The sequence below is a fragment of the Bacillus sp. MN7755 genome (assembly GCF_054771475.1).
In genome coordinates this window covers 63,606-88,596 of record NZ_BTRL01000029.1, presented here as the reverse complement: position 1 = coordinate 88,596, position 24,991 = coordinate 63,606, and the positions used below count along the sequence as shown (strand labels likewise).

Below are 24,991 nucleotides of genomic sequence, written 5' to 3'. Positions count from 1 at the left end.
TATCTTTTTTATTTTAAGTATGTAAAGTAAAAAAGATAAAAGCTGTAACGATATTTTTATTTCTGTATAAATTGATATTAAATATAAGAAAGGAGGGAATATCTTGTCTTGCATCAATAAAAGTTGTTTTAATATTTGTTTAGAAACTAAAGTCAATCCAAATGGTGGAGCAGAAATATTCGTAAGGTGCAATGATGAATGTTCATCTAATTTTAATGTAATACCATTTATTGCATGTGTTTCTATTTTAGTAAAGGATGATTTGAGTTTTTTATTTGATTTAGATAGTTTAATAAAAGGTTAATTTTCTATGAAACTAAGAGTGAAATAACATCTAATTTATAAAATTTCGTAAGAGAGTCGTGTCCGAATTTAACTAACTGCATATATTGTTAAAAGAAAGGAGGGAGAGTTATGGCATGTACTACGAATAATGTTTGTTTTGATGTATGCCTTAAAATTACAATTACCCCTAGTAGTGGAATTGACGCTGTAGTGGATTGTGGGGGTGCATGTGGGACAAGTCCTACAATTGTAATTAGTCCTAGTGGATCAATTGTAATTACTTTACCATTAGTTGCATGTTTCTCAATTAAACTAAATGATGATTTAAGTGTTGCATCTTCATTAACAAGCCTCTCTTTTCAAACTTCTTAAGAAAAATACAGAAATCAAAAGCCTGCCTTCTACTTTTCTTTTGAATTGATGTAAAGATAAAAAAGATGGTTACAAACCATCTTTTTTATTTTGCTATATATTTAAAATGAATTCATATATTATTTGGTGGTAAGGATATACAATTAAAAGTATTCAGTGTTTCTTTTTTGTTCGATGAGGTAAGAAATTGCTTCTATATGATCACCAATGATTTGCTGTGTTGCTAATGAAAGGTAGCCTTCCTGTGAGAAGTGTTTTTCTGGTCGCACTCGATTTATCTTGTCAACATCGACAGAATGGACTTTTTGTACATGCAAGCCTGATAAAATTGTTTTAACTTGACTTAAGGTTGGTGAAATAAGTGAATCAAACCCAATTGTATCAATACATTTTCGACTAAAAGCATGAGGGACAGCAATTGTGGATCCCATACCTAAATCTTTTCGATTACATGCTAAGTTGACAGCATACTTACATGCAGTCACGATAGAATAAGGAAGACGATACATGTAGTAGTGCTCTAATTTATTTAAAGCTAAATCGGTTCCATCTTGAACAGATTGTACAAATGGTAATAAATCAGAACTAGGAATTAAGAAATCACCATCAATAAATAATAATATATCACCTTTTGCAAAATATGCACCAACGGCACGTCCGGTATCAATGCCGAGTGCTTCTTTGTAAGTAATAACTGTTGCACCGCAATTCTTCGCCAATTCCTCTGTTTTATCTGTTGATCCATTAACAATAATGATGATTTCTAAAGGTTTTAATTTCTGCACCTCAAAAATGATAGATTCTATCGTTTTTTCTTCATTTTGAACAGGGATGATGATAGATAATTGTTTATTTCCATAAGTATTCGAATAAAACTCTTTACCTGTAATTATTTTGGGTATAGCTCTTTGTTCGCCGTTTTGAAGTTCTAAAATAATATCCCGCCTTCGATTATTATCAGTATAGTTTCCTCTTGGATTTTGTAATATATTTACCCAATTTCCAATCGCTTCTAGGTGGTAACGAATGAGTTGTTTTGAGGGGAAGGAGGGGATTTGCGGTATAGAAATTTTAAAATGATTGCTAATCCGAAATTTATTTTTAATAATTTTCATTTGTGCCAATATCGGATTTAATAAAATTTCTGGAGTAATGGCTTCAAGAATTTCTTTTGTTATTGCATAGGGAGGAAATAATAATGAGTTAACATTTAAATCTGGACGATGAAAAAAATGATTCGTGACTTGCTGCCAAATCATTTCTATAGTGGGCTTTTGCTTTTGATAAAAAAAATCATCTAAATTGTTTAATACTACGTCAGCTGATTCGTCTAGTAATGGTTGAAGAAATTGTATAAGTAAGGAAGGGTGGAGAATGTAATTTGCATCTAAAAATAAGAGGTACTTACCCTTTGCTTTTTTGGCACCAATTACATAACAATTATTTGATTCTGTCGGTTCGTCTAGTGTGATAATTTTACAATTGTAAGATTGTGCAATATCAATGGAATCATCAATATATCCATTAATAGTAAGAATAATTTCTAAAGGCTGTAGTTGTTCACATGCTTTCAAAATTTCAGGTAAAACTCTTATGTTATGCTGTATAGGAATAATAATAGAAATCGGATTTTTACGCATAAGTAGTCTCCTTTTTAATCAGAGGTAGTTGTTAATAAGGTTAGATAAAATAGGAGATATATATTTTAGATATATACGTAACGACTATTTAGTTTTATCAGACTCAGAATTTTCATTACCTGAATTAGAACCTTTATTTATTCCTGAAGCGAGTAAATTATTAAGAACACTAAGGTCTAATTGCATAGGGATTGAGTTTTCGGATGTATTTTTTTCATTTCCTTTTTTGGTAGTTAATATGTTTTTTATATTTTTAATTTCTTTAAATTGTTTTAGGGTAATGAAAAATACAGAAATAATTAAAAGAAAAGAAACAGTAGTAAGTAACAATATTATTTCCAACATAAAATAGCCTCCTTTAAACCTATAATAATATTATAGTTGAATGTAATAAGACGAAATTCGAGCTAATGAGTTCACTTTTTAAATATATGCAAATCTTTAGTAAAAGTTACTGATTTCTAGGTTAGAGGAAGCAATTATAGAAACGTTATAAATATAAATAAATTAAAGTTTCATTTGTAGTGTAAAGGTATATGTTATATAAGCTAAACGTCATTTTATAACAAGTTAAACAGGGTATAATTTTATATAAGAAGAGCATTTAATTGGACAAATAATTAATTATGTGAAATAATATTAACAGATAAGGATTCATTGATTTTCCTTAAGTGCTTCGAATTAATTTTATTCAATAAGAGAAGGTGTGCTTAAAGAAGTTAAATTAAATAAGGAGCTGTTTTATTATATGCAACAAAATAATGATTTGAATTTTGAACCTCAAGACGTTAATATTGTCAATCCTAAACAAGCCAGGAAAGCAGTAGTTGCTACTGGTATAGGGAATGCAATGGAATGGTTTGACTTCGGATTATACGCGTATTTAGCGGTAATTTTAAGTCAATTATTCTTCTCAGGTGTTGATAATAGTGGATTGCAACTTGTACTTACATTCGGTACATTTGCAGTAGCCTTTCTCGTTCGACCAATCGGAGGTGTATTCTTTGGTAGAATAGGAGATAAGTACGGCCGAAAAATCGTGTTAAGTACTACTATTATTTTAATGGCACTTTCTACATTATTCATCGCATTACTACCAACCTATGAACAAATTGGTGTATGGGCACCAATACTACTTTTAGTTGCCCGAATGATTCAAGGCTTCTCTACAGGCGGCGAATATTCAGGTGCAATGGTTTATATCGCAGAATCTTCTCCAGATAAAAAGCGTGGTATACTCGGTAGTGGTCTTGAAATTGGAACACTCTCAGGTTACATTGCTGCATCGGTAATTGTTACCATTTTGACGTTATTGTTAACAGATGAGCAAATGCTCAGCTGGGGCTGGCGTATTCCTTTCTTAATAGCTGCACCAATTGGTTTGGTCGGTTTATATTTACGCCGTCATTTAGATGAATCTCCCATCTTTGAAGAGATGGAAAAAGCACAAGAGGAATCTGAAGACAATGAACAATTTTCATTTATGGATATTATTAAATATCACAAAAAAGACTTCTTATTAAGCACAGTAATTGTCGCCTTCTTTAATATTACGAATTATATGATTCTTTCGTATATTCCTTCTTATCTAACTCAAGTACTTAAAGTCAAAGAAACAACTGGCTTATTAATTATTTCGATTACGATGGCACTTATGATTCCACTAGCACTATATTTCGGTAAATTAAGTGATAAAATTGGTAATAAACGTGTCGTGCAAATTGGTTTACTTGGTTTAACTGTATTTGCAATTCCAGCATTTTTACTAATAGGTAACGGACATATTGCAGCTATATTTGCAGGTATTTTCGTATTAGGTTTCTTCCTAAGTGTATATGAAGGAACATTACCTTCATTATTACCATCACTCTTTTTCACCGATGTACGTTATCGAGCACTTTCGATCTCATTTAATATTTCTGTATCGATATTCGGTGGTACAACACCGCTCGTATGTTCATATTTAGTTCATGCAACGGGTAACCCGCTCGCACCGGCATTTTATTTAGCAGGTGTAAGTATTATTGGATTAGTTGTATTTAGTGTACTATTCGTAACAACATCAGGACGTGCGCTAAAAGGTTCATATCCTACAGTAGAAACGAAGAAAGAAGCACACCAAATCGCTAAAGAAGACCCTGAAGAAACACTTTGGTGGCATGAAGAGTCATTAGAAATTGAAGCAGGGAAAAACGCGTCAATTTAAAAAGTTACGTAGAAGTATAAAAAGACTCCTATAAAAATAGGAGTCTTTTTGTTGTGTTATTTCTTTCGTTTCTTCAAACTCTTCTGATACACGTAAAGTTTATGAACTTCTTCCTTAAATTCATGCAAAAGTACGGTGTTTTCCTCATTAGAATAACGCACTGTATTATAAGCATTTATAATAATATGACTCTCAATATTTACATCTTCTTCACTATTTATTCTTTCTAACCAGGCCTCAACAGTTTCTCCACGCTTTCTATTTAAAGGAGGAGTTAACTTACTCTCAAGCTTAAAAATTTCTTTTCGAATTTCGTTATGTGGCGGTTTGTTCCTTTTAAAACGTTTTTGGCTCATTCCTTCTTTATCAATGATAATAGTAGATTCGAAGGCAGACATATTTGGTAAACTTAAATGTTTTCGTTTTTTTACTATTTTCCAAACGACATAAATAGCAATGGCTGCACAGGCTATTATGGTCATGCTATTTATAAGGGTTGGATCAAAATCAGGAGGTTTTTCTCCATTTTTGTCAATTTGAGGTTTTAAGAGATGCCCTTTACTTGCCCATATCCCTTCAGTATCTTTTAATTCAGCTGCTATGAGAAATGGATTTATAACATAACCAACCCCTAATGCGACTACTTCTATAATAAAACTAAAAATAAGACGAATAAAAGGAAACACTTGAACGATTATTATACTCATTACACCAATTGTAATGATTGAAGTGAAACGTAATAACTGTTGATTCCGATTTGCCCCGGTTAACCAAAATGTAATCATAATGTGTATAACTAATAGTAACAGTTTCCATAACGGTGGAAAAGGCGCATAAAATATAGCCGAAACACCAAACCATATAATGCCGCCTAACGATTTTTGAACTGGATACCCAGGTCCGACTACGTGTACGATAAAGAAGAAAAGCGGTAATATAATTGTGCCAAATAAAGAGAAAGGGAGAATGAAAGAACAACCGATTATTTGAGTTATTAACAGTATGACAAAACCTTTCGTTTTTTTCTTCATAAATTTATGAAGAAGAAATAATCCTATATAGCCTGTTGCTAAAAATATAGCAACAGCAATTAATTCGTCCCTTTCAGTTAATAACGAAAGGAGGAGCAGCAGAATAAAGTCATTAACGTGATAGAGCCAAGTTTTCAAGCTTTTCCACCATCCCTTCGTTATTTATGAGAAACGTAGGTTGCGATAGAAGGGAGAGGTCATTCTTTTGCAAGCCAATGTAAATCATTGTAGACGATCGTTCTCCTTTTCTATTTGTATAATGGAGAAATCCTTGTTTCGGAATTAATGTGCTATCGTCTGAAATACGTGCCAATTCTTCTAAAGCTTTTGCGTAATGTGTTTGTCCTTCATTTAATGGTAAGTGCAGAGGACCACCTTCTGCTAATACACTAATAAATAATTCAAACGGTATTTGATGTTTCGTTGCGTATTGGAAAATGTATGTTGTAAATGAAATAAGATCTTCTATATTATCTTTCCAACCAAACCCGCGATCAGCAGCTAAAGAAAGACAAATCGTCCAACTATAATTTTTTACAGGTTCATATTGCTTTGCCTGTAACTCCTGCATTTTAGCAGAGGCTTTCCAATGAATTGAACGGAAAGATTCACGTTCATATCGTTTAACACCGATAATAGATGTTTCATCATTATAAAAAGAAAAATTCGTTCGATAAGAACCATTTAAAAGTTGCTGAAGTTCTTGCAAACCTGCCACTTTTTTAGGTGATGGATACACAATAATTTCAGTTCTTAATTTATCAAATACAGGTAGATGTACAGATAATAAATGAAAAGGATCTTTTAAGACACATTCGAATTGTTCAATTTGGAACACACCACGCTTCGTTGCGGTTAATGCTAAATCCCATTTTTGTGCCGAGTATGCAGGTTGTGAAAATGGGAAAGAGAATAGCGTTTTTGATATTTGATCAATCCCTTGATCTTTATGCGGTAGTAGGGATGGGTCTAAATGAAAATAACAAAAACCATTAACGAGTGGTATATTTGCTCCATTTTTTAAATGAATAAAAAACTGTCCAGATTCATTAGGGAAAAGCCGAGTTGTTTGTTTCTCATTTATAATTTGAAATTTTTTCTCAACGTAAGCGACATATTTATAAATGAAAATTGCAAATAAATAATAGAAGAAAAAGAAAAACATAATGATTCGTTGCGGCATAAAAAACGTAAATAGTATAGCGCCTGGTACAGTTAGTTGAATAATATGAAGTTGAAAAAATAAAGGTACTGTTACAACGCGCTGTCCATTCATGTTTGTTCAATCTCCACTGGTACGTCAACCTCTTTTAAAATCCTTTGCATGATTTCATTTTTTGTCGTGCGTAATGCGCCTTCCATTGATAAGACGATACGGTGATTCCAAACAGAAGGAACTAAAAATTGTATATCTTCTGGTGTGCAATATTCTCTCCCACCTAAAAAGGCGAATGCCTGAGCTGCACGCACTAAAGCAAGTGTGGCACGTGGACTTACACCGTTAGCGATATAATCATGATTTCTTGTAGCATGAGCAAGTTTAATAATGTAATGTTCTACCGGTTCTGATACGAAAATTTCTTTTACTCGTTTCTGTGATTCTAATATATCTTCTAAAGATATAACAGGGGTGACACTTTCTAATGGTGTATCGTTACGAAAACGTCGCATCATTTGTAACTCATCTTCTGGGGCCGGATAACCGATTGAAATCGTCATTAAAAAGCGATCAAGCTGTGCATCTGGAAGAGGGAAAGTTCCTTGTGATTCAATTGGGTTTTGCGTCGCAATAACAAAGAATGGTTTCGGAAGTGGAGTCGATTGTTTTTCAAGCGTCACTTGTCGTTCTTCCATCGCTTCTAACAGACTGGATTGTGTTCTAGGCATTGCGCGGTTAATTTCATCTGCTAGTAAAATGTTTGTCATAACTGGTCCAATTCTTAACTCGAATTCGCTGGTTTTAGGATTGAAGTATTCAATACCTGTTACATCACTTGGAAGTACATCCGGTGTAAATTGGACGCGAGAAAAATTACCACCAATACTTTTTGAAATGGTTTTCGCCAGTAACGTTTTCCCCGTACCAGGCACATCTTCGAGCAGTACATGTCCATCAGCAAGCAATGAAACGAGTAATAGATCAATAACATTTTCTTTACCAATAAAAACAGATCCTATGTTTTCTTTCAATTTATGTATCATATGTATCATTCCTTTCAAAATATAAACGGATATTTCTATATTTTAACAAATTATTCATAAAATTCATATGATTTTTTAATTCGAAGAAATAAATATCTGGTTATTAAATTATACTATTGCATATTTTGGAATATGAATATATAATATCGGTATACGATGTATCGCAAGTCGATATATCAACAAGCGATGTATCGGAGGTGGTTATAATGAATACGAAAGCGAGAAAATACATTCCTTTAACTGAGGCGACATATTACATACTGTTATCACTAGTGAAACCAATGCACGGCTATGGAATTATGCAAATGGTAGAAGAGATGACAAATGGAGAAGTAAAGCTCGGTCCTGGAACTTTATACGGGAATACGACGAAATTATTAAAAGAGAAATTAATTGTAGAAGTTGCTTCTACAGATAGAAAGAAGTGCTATGAGTTAACGCCACTTGGTAGAGAAGTATTAGAGTTAGAGTATAGTAGGCTGCAGAGATCTGTAAGGAATGGAAATAGTATATTAGGGGAGTGAATAGAAGATGGAGACAAAAAGGGTATTCAAGTTTTTTACGGCATGGAATTTAGAAAAAGAAGAAGCTTTTTTACGAAAGATGCATCAGCAAGGTTGGGCATTACAAAAATATAATTTAATGTATACGTTTCAGAAAACGGAGCCAAAAGATGTAATATACAAAGCTGATTTTAGATTGGTTTATAGAGATTCGAAAGAACAACAACAAGAGTATTTCGAAATATACGAAATGTCAGGTTGGAAACGCGTAACAAGTTTCACAAGATGGAATTATTTTTGTAAAGAAGTAGAAGAGGTAAATGAATTGCCTGATATTTACTCAGAAAAGGAGACGAGGATACAAAAACTAAATGAATTATTACTATTTCTTGTTATTATATCAGCAAGTATATTACCATCGATGTATAATCTATTTATAAGTCCGATGGAATCAAGAGTGCCAATTTGGGCGAAAGCTATAACAGGTCTTTCAGGTTGTATGTGGATGTACTTCTTTATAAGACTCACTTGGAAAATCAAGAAATTAAAAAGTGAAATATTATAATAAAGAGTGGAGTATAAAAGAAGTTGATGAGGAGAAATGCCAGAATCAACTTCTTTTGTCTCTATATAAACATAATTTGTTCACTCTTTTTTACATAATAAAAACTTTATAATTTCGTTGTAGAAATACCAGTTAAAACATTAAGTTAATTAAACTTAAAAAATCATAAATGGAGAAGAAATGATTCTCAATAATAACTACCAGTTAAAAATATTGGCAATCTTATATATCAACATTTATTGATAAATTACCCTTTTATGAACTTTAACAAAAGAGGGTGAAGTTTAACATATAATAAGGAAGAGATACGTTTTTTATTACCGTATTTAACGAAAAAATCCCTTATAGAAAAATCTATTTCTACAAGGGATAGTAATGAAATTATTAGAAAGACTGATTTTGAGCAGGTTTAATAAATTGTTCAGGATTTTCAACAAGTCCACATACAGCACATTGGACACGGTATGTAGGTCCTTGATAAGCCATATGAAAAGCATTCATCGTTTCATTTGTGTATTCTTCTTCTACTTGACCAGTTTGTGGATTTAATTTGACTGGTTTTACTTGTTGCTCAAGAATATTAAAGCGAGTGCGGTTCGTTTTACAACTTGGACATAGCATTGGTTCCATATGTATACACCTCCATTTGTAGCATTTCTTAAACCCCTTAATTTTATGCAAGCAAAAAAACTTTCTCAATATAAATAGGTGTTAATGTATTTAAAATTCAGAAAAAATAAAATATAATAAGAGTACGAACTGGTTATGTCCAAACCAAATCTCCTGTTTTATGCCAATAAGCTGGGAGGCCGAGAAATCGGCCTCATTTTTTTGTGCTCGTTACTATAGGAAACAAGGTTTTTATGAGACTTTTGTCGAAATTTTAGGGATGGATATAAAGGGGGATGTAAAATGAATTTAAAAATGAAGTACATCATTTTATACGTAGAAAAGTTTGAAGAATGTTTAAAATTCTATAAAGATATTTTACAGTTACCTATAAAAGCAGAGCACGGTACATATATTGAATTTAATACGGGATCTACAATATTAGCGATGAATACGCGGCAAGACGTGAAAGAATTAACAGGATTACCACTTACAGAAGGCGAGTTACAATCTTCTCATTTTGAATTAGGATTCGTTGTTGAAAATGTAGAAGAAACGATTGAGCAATTTAGAGAACAAGGTATTAAGATTTTAGTTGAACCAATTGTGAAACCGTGGGGACAAACAATTGCATATATTGCCGATCCAGATGGGAATTATATTGAAATTTGCAGTTCATTAGAATAGAAGGAGAAAAAGAGATGGGGTTTCCGAAACTAGAAACAGAACGTTTACAATTAAGAGAATTAACGCTGTTAGATGCAGAAACGATGTTCCGTTATTTTTCAAAAGAATCTGTTATACGTTATTTCGGAATGGATTCTTTCGAAAATATTGAGCAAGCGAAAACAACGATTCAAACGTTTAAAAATCGTTATGAAGAGGGAAGTGTATTTCGATGGGGAATAGAGAAAAAAGGAACAGGGCAATTAATTGGAACGTGCGGGTTTCATTTAATTAACAATCATCATAAACGAGCCGAAATTGGTTATGAATTAGACGATACATATTGGGGACAGGGCTATGCATCAGAAGCACTACAAGCAATTTTAGATTACGGATTTGAAACGTTACAACTTATAAGAATCGCAGCTGTTGTATATGTAGAAAATAAAGCTTCTCAAAAATTGTTAAAAAAAGCAGGGTTCCAAGAAGAAGGATTACTTCGAAAACATATGATTCAAAATGGAGTTGCTCATGATACCATTTTATATTCTTTATTAAAAGAAGAGTGGAAGAAGTAATGAGTACAAGAGAACTTATAACTATTATGAAGAAGCATAAGGAAAATAGATTCATTTTAGGTATAGATGGTCTAAGTCGATCTGGAAAAACAACATTCGTAGCAAATTTAAAAGAAAATATGAAACAAGAAAGTATTCCGTTTCATATTTTCCATATTGATGATCACATAGTGGAGTGTAATAAACGCTATCATACAGACTATGAGGAATGGTATGAGTATTATAATTTACAGTGGGATATTGAGTGGCTTCGGCAGAAGTTTTTTCGAAAGTTACAAAATGAAACAAAACTAAATTTACCGTTCTATAATGATGAGACAGACTTATGCGAAATAAAAAAAGTACAGATTCCTATAGTAGGAGTAATTGTAATTGAAGGAGTTTTTCTTCAGCGAAAAGAATGGAGAGATTTCTTTCATTATATGGTGTATTTGGATTGTCCAAGAGAGACAAGATTTCTGCGCGAGAGTAAGGAAACGCAGAAAAACCTTTCAAAGTTTGAGAATAGGTATTGGAAGGCAGAGGATTATTACTTAGAAACGGAATCGCCGAAGGATAGGGCGGATTTAATCATCAAATGATTTGAAGAAAACCTCAACTTTTTGCTTGGAAAGTTGAGGTTTCTCTATGTAATAGCAAATTAATTATTTTAATTCTTGGGAAGGAGATTAGTACAACAATTTGAATTATATAGTTATAGATAAATCTATAGATGGAAAGATTTTGATAAAGCGAGTGATCACATGAGTATTTTTATTTTAGAAGATGATGTCATACAAGCGCAGCAAATGAAGCGGCTAGTTGAGGAGATTTGCGGGAAATATAGGTTGCCTTTTGATTTTATCAAGGTAACTAGTAAAAGTGAAAACATCATTACCAACATTCCTAAGGCGAGATATGTCCCAATCTATTTTTTAGATATAGAGATAAAAAGAGAAGAGCGTAAAGGTTTACACGTGGCGCAAGAAATACGAAAGTATGATACGCAAGGGATTATTGTGTTTGTAACGACACATTCTGAATTTGCACCTATTTCATATCAATACATGGTATCAGCTTTAACTTTTATTGATAAAGGGTTGCCATATGAGGAGAGATATAAAGTTTTTGAAAAATGTTTACTTCAATATGAAGCAAGAAATAAGCATATTATTCCGTCCGATGACTTTATCGTTGAAAATAGTAATGCCACTGTGCGGGTTCCTTTTCATGAAGTTGAATATGTTATGACTGATGAACCGCACCGGTTAGCGTTAGTGACGTTAGATCGAATCGTTTATTTTTATGGAACTTTAAAGGAAATTGAAATAATAGATGAACGTTTATTTCGTTGTCATCAATCATATATCGTGAATACGAAGCAAATGTCTTCTTACGATGCGAATCAAAAAATGATAGTTTTAAAAAGCGGGAAACGTATTCCAGTATCACGTCGTTTAGTGAGTAAAGTACGTAACATGTTAAAGGGTGAGATGTAATGTATATTTATGATTTATTTGCAATACTGCTTACTAGTATGTGTCATACGTTTTTATACATACAATTAATCCGTTACAACAGATTGTCAGTTAGAATGTTAATAGCTTTAAGTGCGGTATTTATTATTTTACTTGCTATAGTCGTAACAGTAACGAGATATCCAGAGTTGAATAGTACGATTGTGTTATTTTTAATAAGTTTAGGATTGATGCAAAATGAATTGAAATTTAAGCATAATTTATATTTTGCACTAGTGAGTATGGTGATTATAACATTAGTGAAAATGTTGCTTTTCGATTTAGGAATGAAAATATTTATGTTAATGCCATTCAATTTATATTTATGGACAGGTAGCATTATTCATCTTATCGTATCAATCCTTACTTTTATCGGTATTTTAGTAGCGCGTAAAAGAATTCAAAAAATTGCTCAATATATAGTAGGTAGTCCGTTATACTATGTAACTTATATATTATTAATTATCGGATTTGTTATTGAACTAATTTTAACTCGGCCGTCTACTGAGTTTTTAGCAAAATTAAATCAACAATACAGTGAAGTAAGTTATATTACAGCGATTATTGTATTTTTATTATTAATAATCATTGTACTAATAAGCTCACACTTATCGAAAGAAAAGTTACGAGAAGAGCATGAAAAACGTTTGGATAAAGAGTTATTAGATTATGTGGAGAAATTAGAGGATATGCATGATGAGCTTGCTAGTTTCCGTCATGATTATATGAATGTATTACTATCGTTAGAAGAGGGAATACGTACAAAAAATGTGAAAGAAATTGAGCAAGTGTACTACGATGTTATTGCTCCCACATTAAAAACAATAAATGATCATGAACTTGATATCGCGAAATTATCCCGCGTACAAATTCCTGAAGTAAGAAGCGTATTAAGAGCAAAAGTCGGCACTGCCCAGCAGCAACAAATAAAAGTAATGCTTGATATACCGGAGAACATCGAAAGTGTTTCGATGACGATTATTTCATTTATTCGTATCATTTCAGTTTTAGTAGACAATGCAATTGAAGAAGCAGTACATAGTGAGGAAAAGATATTGCAAATCGCATTCTTTGAAATGGATTTACGACAATATTTTATCGTGCGTAATAGTTCAAAGGGTGAAGAGATTGATTTGCAAAAAATTTATGAGAAAAACCATTCAAGTAAAGAAGGAGCTAGAGGATACGGGTTATTTTCGTTAAAACGGATCATAAATAAAACAAATAATGCGACGTTAGAAACAACTTATATAAGTCCTTATTTCACGCAAACATTTATATTAAATAAGATGAAATGACCATCTATGATGAAAATGAAACCGAATAAGAAATAACTACATACTTTCTTCACTCGATTTTATACACTTCAAGTAAGAGGTGAAGCGAGATGAATGGTCTTATTTTTACAACAATGATTAGCTTTGGTTTACCACTTATAGCACTTTTATATGCTTTTTGGAAGAAACGCTATATTCCATATATGTTAGGTGTATTGGCTTTTGTTGTATCACAAATATTGATTCGCATACCAATACTGAATTATTTAAATGGAACTAGCACAGATTTTCAAATGTTTTCTGTTATGCAGCCTATACTATTTGCAGTTTTGCTTAGTATATCAGCTGGGATTTTTGAAGAGATAGCTCGTTTTATCGCAATGCGTTATTTTATGAAGCAACGAGATTGGCAGTCTGGTTTTTTATTTGGAGCAGGGCATGGTGGTATTGAGGCAGTGCTGATAGTTGGTATCCCGGTATTGTCCTTATTATTGTCACAAACAGTCATCCAGAATGGTGACAGTTACTATTTCGGCGGTATCGAGCGTATCTTTGCGATGATATTGCATGTTGGGCTTTCCTTCATTGTATTGCAAGCTGTCGTCCAAAAGAAATTTTGTTATGTTGTATATGCAATTCTCATCCATGGGGCTGTAAATGCATTGGCTAGTATTATCTCGCTATATGTAACAGGGAAAAGCGGGATCATTATGTCAGAAGTTTCAATAGCAATTTGTGCTTTACTCGTTTTTAGTTATAGTTTCATTTTAAAAAGAAAGGGTGTATTAAAATGAGAAGAATGTTACTTATTATTATAAGTGCAATCGCGGCGTTCGCACTTGCAGCATGTACCGGTAATAAAGTAGATGAAAGTACGTCTAAAAAATTTATTCCGAAAGCGGAAGAAATTGTATCATTATTAAATGAGGCAAAGTATAAAGAAGTGCATGAGAAATTTGATAGCAAAATGACAGCTGGATTACCAGAAGAAAAAATGAAAGATCTTACACCTGTAATTGAGAAAGCTGGTACGTTCGAAAAAATTGAGAAACAATCGATTGAAGAAAAAGATGGATTATATACTGTTATTCTTGTAGCGAAGTATAGTAAGGAACAACGTACCTTTATCATTACTTATAATGATAAAGAAGAAATAGCAGGTTTATTTATTAAATAAAAAAGAGATACAGTGGAAGTTCCCGCTGTATCTCTTTTTTGTATTAACTAAATTATGGTTAATTGTGCTAATATGAACTCATAGTTATATAGAAGGGGTGGGTTAAGATGAAAACCGAAATAATTCCTAAAAAGAAGTACAGTATAATAAGCTATATATCATTACTTATAGGAATTTTATGTTTTCTGTTCGTTTTTATAACGCCAACAAGGATAGCGAATGCAGGTAATATAGTGGGGGATTATATTACAGTTGCCCTCACAGTTGTAGGTATCATACTTTCTATCATTACAATGACGAAAAAAACAGAGAAGAAGGGGATTGCTTTTCTTTCATTCATACTGTCCTCATCATTTTTTATATTTTGGATTATCGCAATTATCTTATTGTTTACTGGTCAAATTAGTTTTGCGCCATAATGTGCAATAAAAAGAGTCCTTCTCGTATGAAGGACTCTTTTTATTCAGTATCTTCAGGTTGATATTCTAAAATATCCCCAGGTTGGCATTCTAATGCTTTACAAATGGCTTCTAAAGTTGAAAAACGAACTGCTTTTGCTTTTCCGTTTTTCAAAATAGAAAGGTTAGCCATTGTAATTCCAACCTTCTCCGAAAGCTCTGTTACACTCATTTTTCTTTTCGCTAACATTACATCAATATTAATAATAATTGCCATATTATTCACCTCAGACCGTTAAATCATTTTCTGATTTTATATCTATAGCATCTTTTAATAGTCTTTGGAGAACGGCAGCAAAGACCGCGATTACCATTGAAGCAAAAATCATAATCATTCCGATAATAATAATGCCAGGGGCGTCATCTCTCTCTGCCACAAGATAGAAAAGTGGCATACCTAATACATATAATACACTAATTGCTAGTGCACTGTACTTAATATTTTTTAAAGCTGTAACAGACAACTCTGAGAATGCGTTGTTTTTGTCAATATAGTTTAAAAGCTTAAATGTTTGATACAGCGCAAAATAATATGGTATTGCTGTTGCGTATAAGTTGATAAATACAAGATATTTAATATATGCAATATCAGGATATAGTTCTGCAGCGAAATTCCCTATTTTAGGGACTAAAAAAATGCACATAGCAAGAACAGGGATACCCATTAGAATCACAGCTGTCTTTAAGAAGAGTGTTGATCCTTGTTTCATAAAAAGCACCTCATTTATTTAATATCTTATTAATTTACCACGAAATTTATTGTTTAACAATAAATTTTTATTTATTTTGATTGGCGATTTGTTGTTAAACAAGTTAATAATGAAAAATTTTCTATATAAGATAGATGAACTATACCGACATTAAATGAATGAGAAAGTTACTACTGTTAGCTTTATAAGAATTGGGAATTAATAAAGCATATATAGGTAGTGAAAAGTAAAGGGAAATCAGAACTTTGTATGTAAATGAATGTGAAACTAATGGAGGCGCAATAATGTCGGAATTGGGTTTAAAGATGAAGAAGTTACTGTTAGTAGGAACAATCACACTAAGTATGTTAGGTACTGAAAGTATGATGAATTATCATACGGTGGAAGCTAAAGAGAAAAAAGCAGAACGACAACCGAAAAATGTAATCATGATGGTTATGGACGGAACGAGTTCTTCAGCAACCACATTAGCTCGCTTGTATAAAGGGAAACCACTTGTATTAGATGAAATTGTAACAGGAGGAGTTCGTACATATTCGGCGGAATCAGCTATAACAGACTCAGCCCCGGCAGCAACAGCTTTAGCGACGGGGAATAAATCGAATTCAGGATATGTAGGTGTATTACCTTCTATTATGAGTTCACCTGGCCTAAAACCAATAAAAGAAGAGGACAAGTTACGGCCAGTTGCCAACGTTTTAGAAGGTGCCAAACGTACTGGTCGCGCAACTGGAATTGTTGCTACAGCTGAAATTCAGCATGCTACTCCGGCCGGATTTTCTGCTCATCATGTCAATCGAAAGCGTTTTGACATAATTGCGGAGCAGCAAGTGTATCAAAATATAGATGTCGTATTAGGCGGGGGAAAAGCGGCACTGCTACCTATAAAAAATAGTGGAATCCGAAAAGATGGAGAAGATTTAGTAAAAGTAATTCAAAACAAAGGATATGACTTTGTTGAAACGAAAGAGGCATTATTGAAATCCAAATCTAATAAAATTTGGGGTTCTTTTTCACATAATGCCTTAGCTTTCGATATGGATCGTGAAGAAACAAATCCGGAGCAACCAACACTTTCACAAATGACGGAAAAAGCGATTCAAACGTTATCAAAAGATAAAGATGGCTTCTTTTTATTTATAGAGGGAAGTAAGCCAGACTGGGCAGCTCATGTGAATGATCCAATTGGGATGATTAGTGATGTATTAGCATTTGATGGAGCAGTAGCAAAAGCGTTGCAATTTGCAAAAAATGATGGGAACACACTGCTCATCGCTTTAACTGACCATGGTAACAGCGGTATTTCTATTGGGAATATGAATACGACGAAAGGATATAATACTACGCCGGTCTCTGCATACATTGATCCATTGAAAAAATCGAAAATGACACTTGAGGGGACTATAAATAATTTGAAATCTAATTTATCAAATGTAGAAGATGTAGCTAAATTATACGGTTTGGATAATTTAACTTATGATGAAAAAGAAAGAGTAAAAGTAGCAAAAAAGAAATCGGATGTAGGTCCAATACTTACTACATTATTGGCCAATCGTGCGAACATAGGCTTCACAACAGGAGGCCATACAGGTGAGGATGTGTTTTTATATTCTTACGGTCCTAAAAAGCCATACGGTTTGATTCAAAACACGGACATTGGGAAGACGATGGCGAAAGCAATGGGTTTTAACTTAGAAGAAATAACAAACAAATTATTTGTAGAGAGTGAATCAGCTTTTAAGCGAAAAGGGGCAACAGTAACAATAGATAAAACCGATGCAGTAAATTCCGTGCTCATAGTAAAACGTAATAATGTAACAGCTCAATTATTTATTAACAAAAATATAATTCGTATTAAGAATAAAGATTATGAATTAGGTAGTGTTGTTGTAGAAAGCAATGGTAAGTTCTATGTACCAGAAGAAGCAACCCGTTTATTCATAAAGCATTCTCATTAAAAAATGTCAATTCCTTAGTTAGTACTTAGGAATTGGCTTTTTTTGTGTAGATGAGATTTCACTCGAACAAAAGAGGAAAGAGGAACAAAAATTCTAGAGTGGACTTCCTGTAAATTTACTTATTTTATTTTTTTCAGCCTACAAAAAATATTTCTCAACATTTTAGCGCTTTGAAAAGATTGAATATTCGTATTATAACGAATATTATGTTGCTATCGGCAAAAAACGATAATTTGCAACCATCGGGGAGGAAACACATTGAATAAGAATAAGAAGTTAAAACCTGTATTAGTTTTAGCATCAGCAGCAGTGCTAAGTAGTACGTTTGCTTTTGGAAGTCATGCAGCTTATGCTGAGACGCCACCATCTCTACCAATTGATGAGCATTTAATATCAGAGGAGCGTTTGGCAGAGGCGCTGAAGCAACGGGGAGTAATTGATCAATCTGCATCACAAGCTGAGACATCAAAGGCTGTCGAAAAATATGTTGAGAAAAAGAAAGGGGAAAACCCTGGAAAAGAAATCTTGACCGGAGATAATCTTACGCAAGAAGCTTCAGATTTTATGAAAAAAGTAAAAGATACAAAAATGAAGGAAAATGAACAGGCGCAGCAGCCCGAATTAGGACCGATAACTGGACAAGGTGTAGGATTGAACCCAGGAAAATTAAATGGAAAAGTACCTACTACACCAGCGAAACAAGCTGAGTACAATGGAGCTGTTCGAAAAGATAAAGTACTTGTTTTACTCGTAGAATTTAGCGATTTTAAGCATAATAATATTGATCAAGAACCAGGTTATATGTATTCTAAAGACTTTAATCGTGAACATTATCAAAAAATGTTATTTGGTGATGAGCCATTTACCTTATTTGATGGATCGAAGATTAATACATTTAAACAGTATTATGAAGAACAATCTGGCGGAAGCTATACAGTTGATGGAACTGTAACGGAATGGCTTACTGTTCCAGGAAAAGCGTCAGATTATGGTGCGGATGCCGGAACTGGTCATGATAACAAAGGTCCCCTAGGCCCGAAGGATTTTGTAAAAGAAGCATTAAAAGCAGCTGTAGCAAAAGGTATCAATTTAGCAGACTATGACCAATTTGATCAATACGATCAAGATGGTGATGGAAATAAAAACGAGCCAGATGGAATCATTGACCACTTAATGGTTGTACATGCTGGCGTGGGCCAAGAGGCTGGCGGCGGTAAATTGAAAGATGATGCAATTTGGTCTCATCGTTCAAAACTAGGATCGAAGCCATATGCGATTGATGGTACAAAATCTTCTGTTTCAAATTGGGGCGGAAAGATGGCTGCATACGATTATACAATTGAGCCTGAAGACGGAGCGGTTGGTGTGTTTGCACATGAGTACGGTCATGATTTAGGCTTACCAGATGAGTATGATACAAAGTACTCAGGGCAAGGTGAACCAGTTGAATCATGGTCCCTTATGAGCGGCGGTAGCTGGGCTGGAAAAATTGCAGGAACAGAGCCAACAAGTTTCTCACCACAAAATAAAGAGTTTTTCCAAAAGAATATGAAGGGGAACTGGGCGAATATCGTTGAGGTAGATTATGATAAACTTCGTACTGGAGTCGGTACTGCAACATATTTAGATCAAAGTGTTACAAAATCTAAACGACCAGGAATCGTTCGTGTTAACTTGCCAGACAAAGATATAAAAAATATCGAATCAGCATTTGGTAAGAAGTTTTATTACAGCACTAAAGGAAATGACATTCATACAACACTTGAGACACCAGTATTTGACTTAACGACTGCAACGGATGCTAAGTTTGATTATAAGACATTTTATGAACTGGAAGCAAAGTATGATTTCCTTGACGTAAATGCGATTACAGAAGATGGAACGAAGACACGTATCGATCGAATGGGCGAAAAAGATGTAAAAGGTGGTATAGATACAACGGATGGTAAGTGGGTTGATAAATCATACGATTTAAGTCAATTCAAAGGAAAGAAAGTAAAACTGCAATTTGAGTATGTAACAGATATTGCAGTAGCTTATAAAGGATTTGCGTTAGACAATGCAGCATTAACTGTAGATGGAAAAGTTGTTTTCTCTGATGATGCAGAAGGCCAGCCAGCAATGGCGTTAAAAGGATTTACTGTGTCTAACGGATTGGAGCAGAAAAAACATAACTACTATATCGAGTGGCGTAATTACGCTGGGTCTGATACTGCATTACAATATGCACGTGGTCCAGTATTTAATACAGGAATGGTTGTATGGTATGCGGATCAAAGCTTTACAGATAACTGGGTAGGCGTTCATCCAGGCGAAGGATTCCTTGGAGTAGTAGATTCTCATCCAGAGGCAATCGTAGGAACATTAAACGGACAACCTACTGTGAAGAGCAGTACGCGTTATCAAATTGCCGATGCGGCATTCTCATTTGATCAAACGCCAGCATGGAAAGTAAATTCGCCAACTCGCGGTATCTTTGACTATAAAGGATTACCAGGCGTTTCGAAATTTGATGATTCTAAGCAGTATATCAACAGTGTTATTCCAGATGCAGGACGTAAGTTGCCGAAACTAGGATTGAAGTTTGAAGTAGTAGGTCAAGCTGAAGATAAGTCAGCAGGTGCAGTTTGGATCCATCGATAAAATAAAATGAAATGAAGAGGAGCTGCCATAAGCCGGTGAAACTGACTTATGGCAGCTCTTTTCTGCTTGTAAAAAAGTTCGCTGTTTTAATTGTAAAGACTGGAAATTTATTTGATAAATGAAATGCTTCAACTGTCCAATTATAGCGCTATTTTGGGCGTAAGTAATTTGTAAGTATTGAGTAAGAAAAAAGAGATTTTTATAGTATATAATATTTATTACATCTACTTTTAACACCTACTACTAATAGTGTGCTATAATGTGAATTAGCAACAAAAAGGAAAGGAATTAGAAAAATGACATTAGAAAATACTAAAAATTTAAAAAAACAAGTTGCTCCGTATGAAAAATCAACGATTAAAAAAAGTGTGTGGCAACTTATTAACACAGTCGTGCCATTTATTATTTTATGGTACCTCGCTTATAAAAGTTTGTCTGTTTCTTATTGGTTATCATTAGTTCCATCTCTGTTAGCCGCTGGTTTTATGACACGAATTTTCATTATTTTTCATGATTGTACCCATTATTCATTCTTTAAAAGTCGACGTGCAAATAGAATAGTAGGGACATGTATGGGTGTGTTAACGTTATTCCCATTTGATCAATGGGGGCATGAGCATGCGATTCATCACGCTACAAGTGGTAATTTAGATAAGAGAGGTACAGGAGATATTTGGACGCTTACAGTGGATGAATATGTAGCTGCACCATTTAGACTTCGTTTAGCATATCGTTTATATCGCAATCCATTCGTTATGTTTGGATTAGGTCCGATTTATGTTTTCTTGCTTAAAAATAGATTTAACCGAAAAGGTGCTAGACAGAAAGAACGTATGAATACGTATTTGACGAATATTATTATCGTTGCTGTAGTAGCTATACTTTGCTGGGCAATTGGGTGGCAATCGTTTCTGTTAGTACATGGTACTATATTCTTAATAGCGGGTTCAGTAGGGATTTGGCTGTTTTACGTACAGCACACATTTGAGGATTCTTATTTTGAAGAGGATAAAGATTGGGAATATGTGAAAGCGGCAGTGGAAGGAAGTTCATTTTATAAACTTCCAAAAATCTTGCAATTCTTAACTGGTAATATTGGATTCCATCATGTTCACCATTTAAGCCCAAGAGTACCTAACTATAAACTAGAAGAGGCACACAATAATACGCTTCCGTTAAAAAATGTACCAACAATTACTCTTGCTACAAGCTTACAATCACTACGTTTCCGTCTTTGGGATGAGAAAAGTAACAATTTTGTTAGCTTTAAAGATGTCAAAAATATAATTAAAAACAATGTTTCTGTTCGGATGAAATCTGAACTATAATTTAATCGTATATAAAAGACACCCCTTTAATCATTTTTGATTAAAGGGGTGTCTTTGTATAAATAATAGTTGTCTGATCCTGACAGGGAATTGCTATTTTACTTACTTTGTTGAATGAAAGCACAAATGACTATAACCGATTATTTCTCCCAAAGTTCGATTAGTCGGCCTTCAGGATCTTTAATCCAAATAAACTTTCCAAATTCACTCATTTCTTCTTTCTTTTCAAGAGGTACGCCAATTTTCTCAAGATGCTGAATAGTCTCACTTAGATTATGTACTTCAAAATTTAACATCACTTGCTGTTCTATCGGGAAATAATTGTCATTTTCGGTAAAGAAAGAAAAAATAGTTTCATTTCCTAATTGAGGCTTAATTATTGTCCCATTCCAATTTTCTATTTCAATTTTTAATACTTCGCTATACCATTTTTTTATAACATCCATATTTTTAGTTCTCCAAAATATTCCCCCGAAACCTTTTATCATCGTACATAACTCCTGTCTATTTCAAAAATTTTCAGTAATATATATTCAATATATCAAAACAGTAATAGTAAGGTAAATCATTCACTTATAAAAAGTAAAAAATCATAATTGCTAATATTGTAGCATTTACTGTTGAAACGATACAGATATTATCCTTTGTATAAAGAGTATAGCAACACTGACTCGTCTTCTAAAAAGTATAGGAAAATAAAGGAACGACAAAACAGGTGAAAATGATAAATGATAAATGATAAAAGACCGCACATGAGGTGAAATCCATGTGCGGTCTTTTATATAAGTAGGGTATTACATAGTCTCGCTAGTTTTAGTTTCACTATGAGTGTTAGTAGAAATTCTTTTCTTAACTTTAAAGTGATAGTAAGTGTAGCAAAAGATGATAAATGGTACAGTGCAATAGATTCCTAGTCTTTGATCTGGGATAAAGATAAGACTAATTAATATAATGCCATACAATCCAAAACCAAGAATTGGTACAAGAGGATAAAGTGGAGTTTTGAATTTTAAGTCTGCTAATTTTCCACCTTCGGCTAAATAATGTTTACGAAAAAAGAATTGAGAAACACAAATTGACATCCAAACAATGATTGTTATGACTCCAGAAATGGAAATTAACCATAAGTAAACTGTTTCAGCAGCTACAACGCTTGTCAAAAGAGAAAAAGCAGAAATAGCAATTGTCATAATTAAAGCGTTTAGAGGTATTCCTCGTGATGATAATTTCTTTAAAAAGGCTGGGGCCATTTCATTTTTTGATAATGACCAAAGCATGCGAGTTGCCGCGTATAGTCCAGAGTTTGCGACAGAAAGAACAGCAGTAAGAATAACAAAGTTCATAATATCAGCTGCATATGGAATACCGATATTATCAAAAACAGCAACAAATGGGCTCTTTGTTAATCCTGCTTCTTCCCAAGGAATTAAAGCAACGAGAACAAAAATTGCTAAGACGAAGAAAAACATTGTTCGCCATATAATATTTCTAATAGAACGAGGTAAAGTTTTTGCTGGATCTTCACTTTCACCTGCAGCGATTCCGACAAGTTCTGTACCTTGGAAGGAATAATTGACTGTAACCATTGTTAATAGGATAGCTGCAAGTCCATTTGGGAATAAACCACCATGATTTACGAAATTTGATAATAGCGGAGCTGGTTCGTCGCCTTTTAAATCAATAAAACCGAACATAGCGGCGCCACCAAGAATAATAAAAGCAATAATAGCAGATACTTTTATACTTGAAAACCAAAATTCTGTTTCTGCATAACTACGAGCAGATAGTGCGTTAATAGTGAATATTGTAACGCCAAATATTAAACACCAAACCCATACAGGAATATCAGGAAACCAGCGCTGCATTGTAATACCGGCAGTTGTAAATTCAAGACCGGTCGTATTCGCCCAGCTTAACCAATACAACCATCCGATTGTAAACCCAGTTGCAGGATTGATAAACTTAGTGGCATATTCCTGGAAAGAACCAGAAACAGGCATTGCTACAGCAAGCTCACCAAGACATAGCATAACGAGATACATTAATAATCCACCGGCCATAAAGGCAAGTACGGATCCACCAGGCCCAGCTTTACTTATAATAAAGCCAGATCCGTTAAATAACCCCGTTCCAATCACACCACCGAGAGCAATCATGAATAAGTGTCTACTTTTCATCGTACGTTTTAATTCATTGTTTGTATTGTTTACTTGCGCCATTGTTTTCCTCACTTTCGTAGTTGATAGAATAAAGTTTGCTGTTTTTCCGTATTATGGAATGTATTCCGTGATGTGAAATCTCGTTTTAATTTTCAGATAATTAAAAGGAAAAGTCAATATTTTTTTGATTACGCTTTCAAATTATTATCAGTGGCATATTTTTATTTTTAGAAAATTAAATAAATAGATTGATTTCATTTTGAATTTTTGTTAAATTGATAGATAATTGAGCGCACTAACATATTACAAGTCAAGTTGAGGTGAGTTATGGTACAGTCCATTGATCGAGCGATAAGTATTATAAAGTTATTAAATTCTACTAATGAAAAAGAGTATTGGGCCATTTCTGATATAGCGGACAGAACACATCTCCCAGTTAGTACAGTGCATAGATTACTTAACTCTCTAATCGAGCATGGGCTAGTTACGCAAATTTCAGAGACGAAACAGTACAAAATTGGACCAATGTGGATGGAAATAGGATTACGACAATTGGAGAAGGTAGACTACAGATCAGTCGCAAGAGAAGTTATGAAGCGATTGGCCTATGAAGTGGAAGAAAGTGTTTATTTGAACATTCCAAATGGAACACATTCTATTATCATTGAAAGAATTGATAGCCCTTTAAAAATTCGAGTTATTGATAACTTAGGGGAACAAATTCCTCTTTCTATTGGCGCAGCAAACAAAACGATGCTTGCCAATATGAAACAGAATGAAATGGAATATATTGTAGAACAGCTACTTTCTTCTGTACCAGAACAAAAGCAAATTCTTTTTAATCAAATCGAGCAGATAAGAAATGAAGGATATGCGGTCAGTTATGGTGAAAAAACAGAAGGGACAGCTTCAGTAGCTGCACCTATTATCGGATTTAATCATAAAGTAGTAGGAGCATTAAGTGTTGGGTTAATTAGTCATCGCATTAATGATGATCGACTATCTTTTCTTATTAGTAAGGTAAAACAAGCAGCTCAGGAAATATCAATAAAAATCGGCAGTACATCAGAACTATAATTTTGATAACTGCCGTCATTTTTTATTCATATACTGGAATTAATTTTCATA

Annotated in this window: 27 protein-coding genes; 17 read left to right on the top strand and 10 right to left on the bottom strand. The window is 33.6% G+C overall.

Translation table 11 applies throughout. From position 1 onward, the window contains the following. Positions 1 to 103 precede the first annotated feature (103 nt). Together ACYVEC_RS27860 and ACYVEC_RS27855 are read left to right on the top strand one after the other, a co-directional pair. Entirely contained in the window at positions 104 to 304 is a 201-nt protein-coding gene (locus tag ACYVEC_RS27860; RefSeq protein WP_063225312.1) for a hypothetical protein, read from the top strand. Positions 305 to 414: 110 nt separating this feature from the next. Continuing rightward, positions 415 to 657 carry a hypothetical protein gene (locus tag ACYVEC_RS27855; RefSeq protein WP_063225313.1) on the top strand — a complete coding sequence of 81 codons (243 nt, stop codon included), beginning with the start codon at positions 415 to 417 and terminating at the stop codon, positions 655 to 657. Positions 658 to 800: 143 nt separating this feature from the next. Here the strand turns inward: ACYVEC_RS27855 and ACYVEC_RS27850 are convergent, their stop codons facing one another. After that, positions 801 to 2,297 (bottom strand): glycosyltransferase family 2 protein, encoded by a 1,497-nt coding sequence (locus ACYVEC_RS27850; protein ID WP_063225314.1) that lies wholly within the window; start codon positions 2,295 to 2,297, stop codon positions 801 to 803. Positions 2,298 to 2,381: 84 nt separating this feature from the next. Continuing rightward, positions 2,382 to 2,642 (bottom strand): hypothetical protein, encoded by a 261-nt coding sequence (locus ACYVEC_RS27845; RefSeq protein ID WP_063225315.1) that lies wholly within the window; start codon positions 2,640 to 2,642, stop codon positions 2,382 to 2,384. A 403-nt stretch (positions 2,643 to 3,045) separates the two neighbouring features. Here ACYVEC_RS27845 and ACYVEC_RS27840 point away from each other — a divergent pair, with 403 nt between their 5' ends. Then, positions 3,046 to 4,503 (top strand): MFS transporter, encoded by a 1,458-nt coding sequence (locus tag ACYVEC_RS27840; RefSeq protein ID WP_063225316.1) that lies wholly within the window; start codon positions 3,046 to 3,048, stop codon positions 4,501 to 4,503. Between the two features lie 56 nt (positions 4,504 to 4,559). Here the strand turns inward: ACYVEC_RS27840 and ACYVEC_RS27835 are convergent, their stop codons facing one another. From ACYVEC_RS27835 to ACYVEC_RS27825, 3 genes are read right to left on the bottom strand one after another with little or no spacing between them, the layout of a single operon-like run. Continuing rightward, positions 4,560 to 5,672, bottom strand: a complete 1,113-nt coding sequence (locus ACYVEC_RS27835) for a DUF4018 domain-containing protein (protein WP_063225317.1) — start codon at positions 5,670 to 5,672, stop codon at positions 4,560 to 4,562. Beyond that, positions 5,647 to 6,810, bottom strand: a complete 1,164-nt coding sequence (locus ACYVEC_RS27830) for a DUF58 domain-containing protein (protein ID WP_063225318.1) — start codon at positions 6,808 to 6,810, stop codon at positions 5,647 to 5,649. Before ACYVEC_RS27830 ends, ACYVEC_RS27835 begins: the two co-directional genes overlap by 26 nt. Then, the gene (locus tag ACYVEC_RS27825) at positions 6,807 to 7,736 is read right to left on the bottom strand and encodes an AAA family ATPase (RefSeq protein ID WP_063225319.1); all 930 of its coding nucleotides are present in this window, start codon (positions 7,734 to 7,736) and stop codon (positions 6,807 to 6,809) included. Before ACYVEC_RS27825 ends, ACYVEC_RS27830 begins: the two co-directional genes overlap by 4 nt. A gap of 206 nt (positions 7,737 to 7,942) precedes the next feature. Between ACYVEC_RS27825 and ACYVEC_RS27820 the strand changes: the two genes are divergently transcribed. Further along, positions 7,943 to 8,260 carry a PadR family transcriptional regulator gene (locus ACYVEC_RS27820; RefSeq protein WP_063225320.1) on the top strand — a complete coding sequence of 106 codons (318 nt, stop codon included), beginning with the start codon at positions 7,943 to 7,945 and terminating at the stop codon, positions 8,258 to 8,260. Positions 8,261 to 8,267: 7 nt separating this feature from the next. Beyond that, positions 8,268 to 8,804, top strand: a complete 537-nt coding sequence (locus ACYVEC_RS27815) for a DUF2812 domain-containing protein (protein ID WP_063225321.1) — start codon at positions 8,268 to 8,270, stop codon at positions 8,802 to 8,804. A 384-nt stretch (positions 8,805 to 9,188) separates the two neighbouring features. Here the strand turns inward: ACYVEC_RS27815 and ACYVEC_RS27810 are convergent, their stop codons facing one another. Next, positions 9,189 to 9,434: a hypothetical protein gene (locus tag ACYVEC_RS27810; RefSeq protein ID WP_000433609.1), complete on the bottom strand. Its 246-nt coding sequence runs from the start codon at positions 9,432 to 9,434 to the stop codon at positions 9,189 to 9,191. 282 nt (positions 9,435 to 9,716) lie between these two features. Here ACYVEC_RS27810 and ACYVEC_RS27805 point away from each other — a divergent pair, with 282 nt between their 5' ends. The 8 genes from ACYVEC_RS27805 (at position 9,717) to ACYVEC_RS27770 (ending at position 15,026) form a co-directional block, all read left to right on the top strand. Further along, entirely contained in the window at positions 9,717 to 10,100 is a 384-nt protein-coding gene (locus ACYVEC_RS27805; RefSeq protein ID WP_063225322.1) for a VOC family protein, read from the top strand. A gap of 14 nt (positions 10,101 to 10,114) precedes the next feature. Further along, positions 10,115 to 10,657, top strand: coding sequence for a GNAT family N-acetyltransferase (locus ACYVEC_RS27800; protein ID WP_063225323.1), 543 nt, complete (start codon positions 10,115 to 10,117; stop codon positions 10,655 to 10,657). Next, the gene (locus ACYVEC_RS27795) at positions 10,657 to 11,238 is read left to right on the top strand and encodes a kinase (RefSeq protein ID WP_063225324.1); all 582 of its coding nucleotides are present in this window, start codon (positions 10,657 to 10,659) and stop codon (positions 11,236 to 11,238) included. The genes ACYVEC_RS27800 and ACYVEC_RS27795 overlap by 1 nt, the downstream gene beginning before the upstream one ends. A 162-nt stretch (positions 11,239 to 11,400) precedes the next feature. Then, positions 11,401 to 12,135, top strand: a complete 735-nt coding sequence (locus ACYVEC_RS27790) for a LytR/AlgR family response regulator transcription factor (protein WP_063225325.1) — start codon at positions 11,401 to 11,403, stop codon at positions 12,133 to 12,135. Beyond that, positions 12,135 to 13,451, top strand: a complete 1,317-nt coding sequence (locus tag ACYVEC_RS27785) for a GHKL domain-containing protein (protein ID WP_063225326.1) — start codon at positions 12,135 to 12,137, stop codon at positions 13,449 to 13,451. The genes ACYVEC_RS27790 and ACYVEC_RS27785 overlap by 1 nt, the downstream gene beginning before the upstream one ends. An 89-nt stretch (positions 13,452 to 13,540) precedes the next feature. Then, positions 13,541 to 14,224 carry a YhfC family intramembrane metalloprotease gene (locus tag ACYVEC_RS27780; RefSeq protein ID WP_063225327.1) on the top strand — a complete coding sequence of 228 codons (684 nt, stop codon included), beginning with the start codon at positions 13,541 to 13,543 and terminating at the stop codon, positions 14,222 to 14,224. Beyond that, entirely contained in the window at positions 14,221 to 14,607 is a 387-nt protein-coding gene (locus tag ACYVEC_RS27775) for a DUF3887 domain-containing protein (RefSeq protein WP_063225328.1), read from the top strand. Before ACYVEC_RS27780 ends, ACYVEC_RS27775 begins: the two co-directional genes overlap by 4 nt. Before the next feature lie 107 nt (positions 14,608 to 14,714). Next, positions 14,715 to 15,026, top strand: coding sequence for a hypothetical protein (locus ACYVEC_RS27770; RefSeq protein ID WP_063225329.1), 312 nt, complete (start codon positions 14,715 to 14,717; stop codon positions 15,024 to 15,026). 40 nt (positions 15,027 to 15,066) lie between these two features. On the opposite strand, the gene ACYVEC_RS27765 is transcribed toward ACYVEC_RS27770, so the two are convergent. Next, on the bottom strand, positions 15,067 to 15,282 hold the full coding sequence (locus ACYVEC_RS27765) for a helix-turn-helix domain-containing protein (RefSeq protein ID WP_000974619.1): 216 nt from the start codon (positions 15,280 to 15,282) through the stop codon (positions 15,067 to 15,069). Between the two features lie 10 nt (positions 15,283 to 15,292). Further along, a complete protein-coding gene (locus ACYVEC_RS27760; RefSeq protein ID WP_063225330.1) occupies positions 15,293 to 15,775 on the bottom strand; it encodes a DUF2975 domain-containing protein in 483 nt (160 codons plus the stop codon). A gap of 284 nt (positions 15,776 to 16,059) precedes the next feature. Here ACYVEC_RS27760 and ACYVEC_RS27755 point away from each other — a divergent pair, with 284 nt between their 5' ends. The 3 genes from ACYVEC_RS27755 (at position 16,060) to desA (ending at position 21,704) form a co-directional block, all read left to right on the top strand. Then, entirely contained in the window at positions 16,060 to 17,733 is a 1,674-nt protein-coding gene (locus ACYVEC_RS27755; RefSeq protein ID WP_063225331.1) for an alkaline phosphatase, read from the top strand. Between the two features lie 258 nt (positions 17,734 to 17,991). Beyond that, positions 17,992 to 20,376 carry an immune inhibitor A domain-containing protein gene (locus ACYVEC_RS27750; protein WP_063225332.1) on the top strand — a complete coding sequence of 795 codons (2,385 nt, stop codon included), beginning with the start codon at positions 17,992 to 17,994 and terminating at the stop codon, positions 20,374 to 20,376. Between the two features lie 296 nt (positions 20,377 to 20,672). Continuing rightward, on the top strand, positions 20,673 to 21,704 hold the full coding sequence (gene desA, locus ACYVEC_RS27745; protein ID WP_063225333.1) for a Delta(5) desaturase DesA: 1,032 nt from the start codon (positions 20,673 to 20,675) through the stop codon (positions 21,702 to 21,704). Positions 21,705 to 21,844: 140 nt separating this feature from the next. Here the strand turns inward: desA and ACYVEC_RS27740 are convergent, their stop codons facing one another. Next, positions 21,845 to 22,192 carry a VOC family protein gene (locus ACYVEC_RS27740; protein WP_063225334.1) on the bottom strand — a complete coding sequence of 116 codons (348 nt, stop codon included), beginning with the start codon at positions 22,190 to 22,192 and terminating at the stop codon, positions 21,845 to 21,847. A 306-nt stretch (positions 22,193 to 22,498) separates the two neighbouring features. After that, the gene (locus tag ACYVEC_RS27735) at positions 22,499 to 23,923 is read right to left on the bottom strand and encodes an amino acid permease (protein WP_063225335.1); all 1,425 of its coding nucleotides are present in this window, start codon (positions 23,921 to 23,923) and stop codon (positions 22,499 to 22,501) included. Positions 23,924 to 24,190: 267 nt separating this feature from the next. On the opposite strand from ACYVEC_RS27735, the gene ACYVEC_RS27730 reads away from it, so the two are divergent. Further along, the gene (locus ACYVEC_RS27730) at positions 24,191 to 24,940 is read left to right on the top strand and encodes an IclR family transcriptional regulator (protein ID WP_063225336.1); all 750 of its coding nucleotides are present in this window, start codon (positions 24,191 to 24,193) and stop codon (positions 24,938 to 24,940) included. Positions 24,941 to 24,991: the final 51 nt, after the last annotated feature.

Coding starts and splice junctions, on each gene's coding strand:
- ACYVEC_RS27855 (WP_063225313.1), top strand. CDS start 415: ATGGCATGTACTACGAATAATGTTTGTTTTGATGTATGCCTTAAAATT.
- ACYVEC_RS27850 (WP_063225314.1), bottom strand. CDS start 2,297: ATGCGTAAAAATCCGATTTCTATTATTATTCCTATACAGCATAACATA.
- ACYVEC_RS27845 (WP_063225315.1), bottom strand. CDS start 2,642: ATGTTGGAAATAATATTGTTACTTACTACTGTTTCTTTTCTTTTAATT.
- ACYVEC_RS27840 (WP_063225316.1), top strand. CDS start 3,046: ATGCAACAAAATAATGATTTGAATTTTGAACCTCAAGACGTTAATATT.
- ACYVEC_RS27830 (WP_063225318.1), bottom strand. CDS start 6,810: ATGAATGGACAGCGCGTTGTAACAGTACCTTTATTTTTTCAACTTCAT.
- ACYVEC_RS27825 (WP_063225319.1), bottom strand. CDS start 7,736: ATGATACATAAATTGAAAGAAAACATAGGATCTGTTTTTATTGGTAAA.
- ACYVEC_RS27820 (WP_063225320.1), top strand. CDS start 7,943: ATGAATACGAAAGCGAGAAAATACATTCCTTTAACTGAGGCGACATAT.
- ACYVEC_RS27815 (WP_063225321.1), top strand. CDS start 8,268: ATGGAGACAAAAAGGGTATTCAAGTTTTTTACGGCATGGAATTTAGAA.
- ACYVEC_RS27810 (WP_000433609.1), bottom strand. CDS start 9,434: ATGGAACCAATGCTATGTCCAAGTTGTAAAACGAACCGCACTCGCTTT.
- ACYVEC_RS27805 (WP_063225322.1), top strand. CDS start 9,717: ATGAATTTAAAAATGAAGTACATCATTTTATACGTAGAAAAGTTTGAA.
- ACYVEC_RS27800 (WP_063225323.1), top strand. CDS start 10,115: ATGGGGTTTCCGAAACTAGAAACAGAACGTTTACAATTAAGAGAATTA.
- ACYVEC_RS27795 (WP_063225324.1), top strand. CDS start 10,657: ATGAGTACAAGAGAACTTATAACTATTATGAAGAAGCATAAGGAAAAT.
- ACYVEC_RS27790 (WP_063225325.1), top strand. CDS start 11,401: ATGAGTATTTTTATTTTAGAAGATGATGTCATACAAGCGCAGCAAATG.
- ACYVEC_RS27785 (WP_063225326.1), top strand. CDS start 12,135: ATGTATATTTATGATTTATTTGCAATACTGCTTACTAGTATGTGTCAT.
- ACYVEC_RS27780 (WP_063225327.1), top strand. CDS start 13,541: ATGAATGGTCTTATTTTTACAACAATGATTAGCTTTGGTTTACCACTT.
- ACYVEC_RS27775 (WP_063225328.1), top strand. CDS start 14,221: ATGAGAAGAATGTTACTTATTATTATAAGTGCAATCGCGGCGTTCGCA.
- ACYVEC_RS27770 (WP_063225329.1), top strand. CDS start 14,715: ATGAAAACCGAAATAATTCCTAAAAAGAAGTACAGTATAATAAGCTAT.
- ACYVEC_RS27765 (WP_000974619.1), bottom strand. CDS start 15,282: ATGGCAATTATTATTAATATTGATGTAATGTTAGCGAAAAGAAAAATG.
- ACYVEC_RS27760 (WP_063225330.1), bottom strand. CDS start 15,775: ATGAAACAAGGATCAACACTCTTCTTAAAGACAGCTGTGATTCTAATG.
- ACYVEC_RS27755 (WP_063225331.1), top strand. CDS start 16,060: ATGTCGGAATTGGGTTTAAAGATGAAGAAGTTACTGTTAGTAGGAACA.
- desA (WP_063225333.1), top strand. CDS start 20,673: ATGACATTAGAAAATACTAAAAATTTAAAAAAACAAGTTGCTCCGTAT.
- ACYVEC_RS27740 (WP_063225334.1), bottom strand. CDS start 22,192: ATGATAAAAGGTTTCGGGGGAATATTTTGGAGAACTAAAAATATGGAT.
- ACYVEC_RS27735 (WP_063225335.1), bottom strand. CDS start 23,923: ATGGCGCAAGTAAACAATACAAACAATGAATTAAAACGTACGATGAAA.
- ACYVEC_RS27730 (WP_063225336.1), top strand. CDS start 24,191: ATGGTACAGTCCATTGATCGAGCGATAAGTATTATAAAGTTATTAAAT.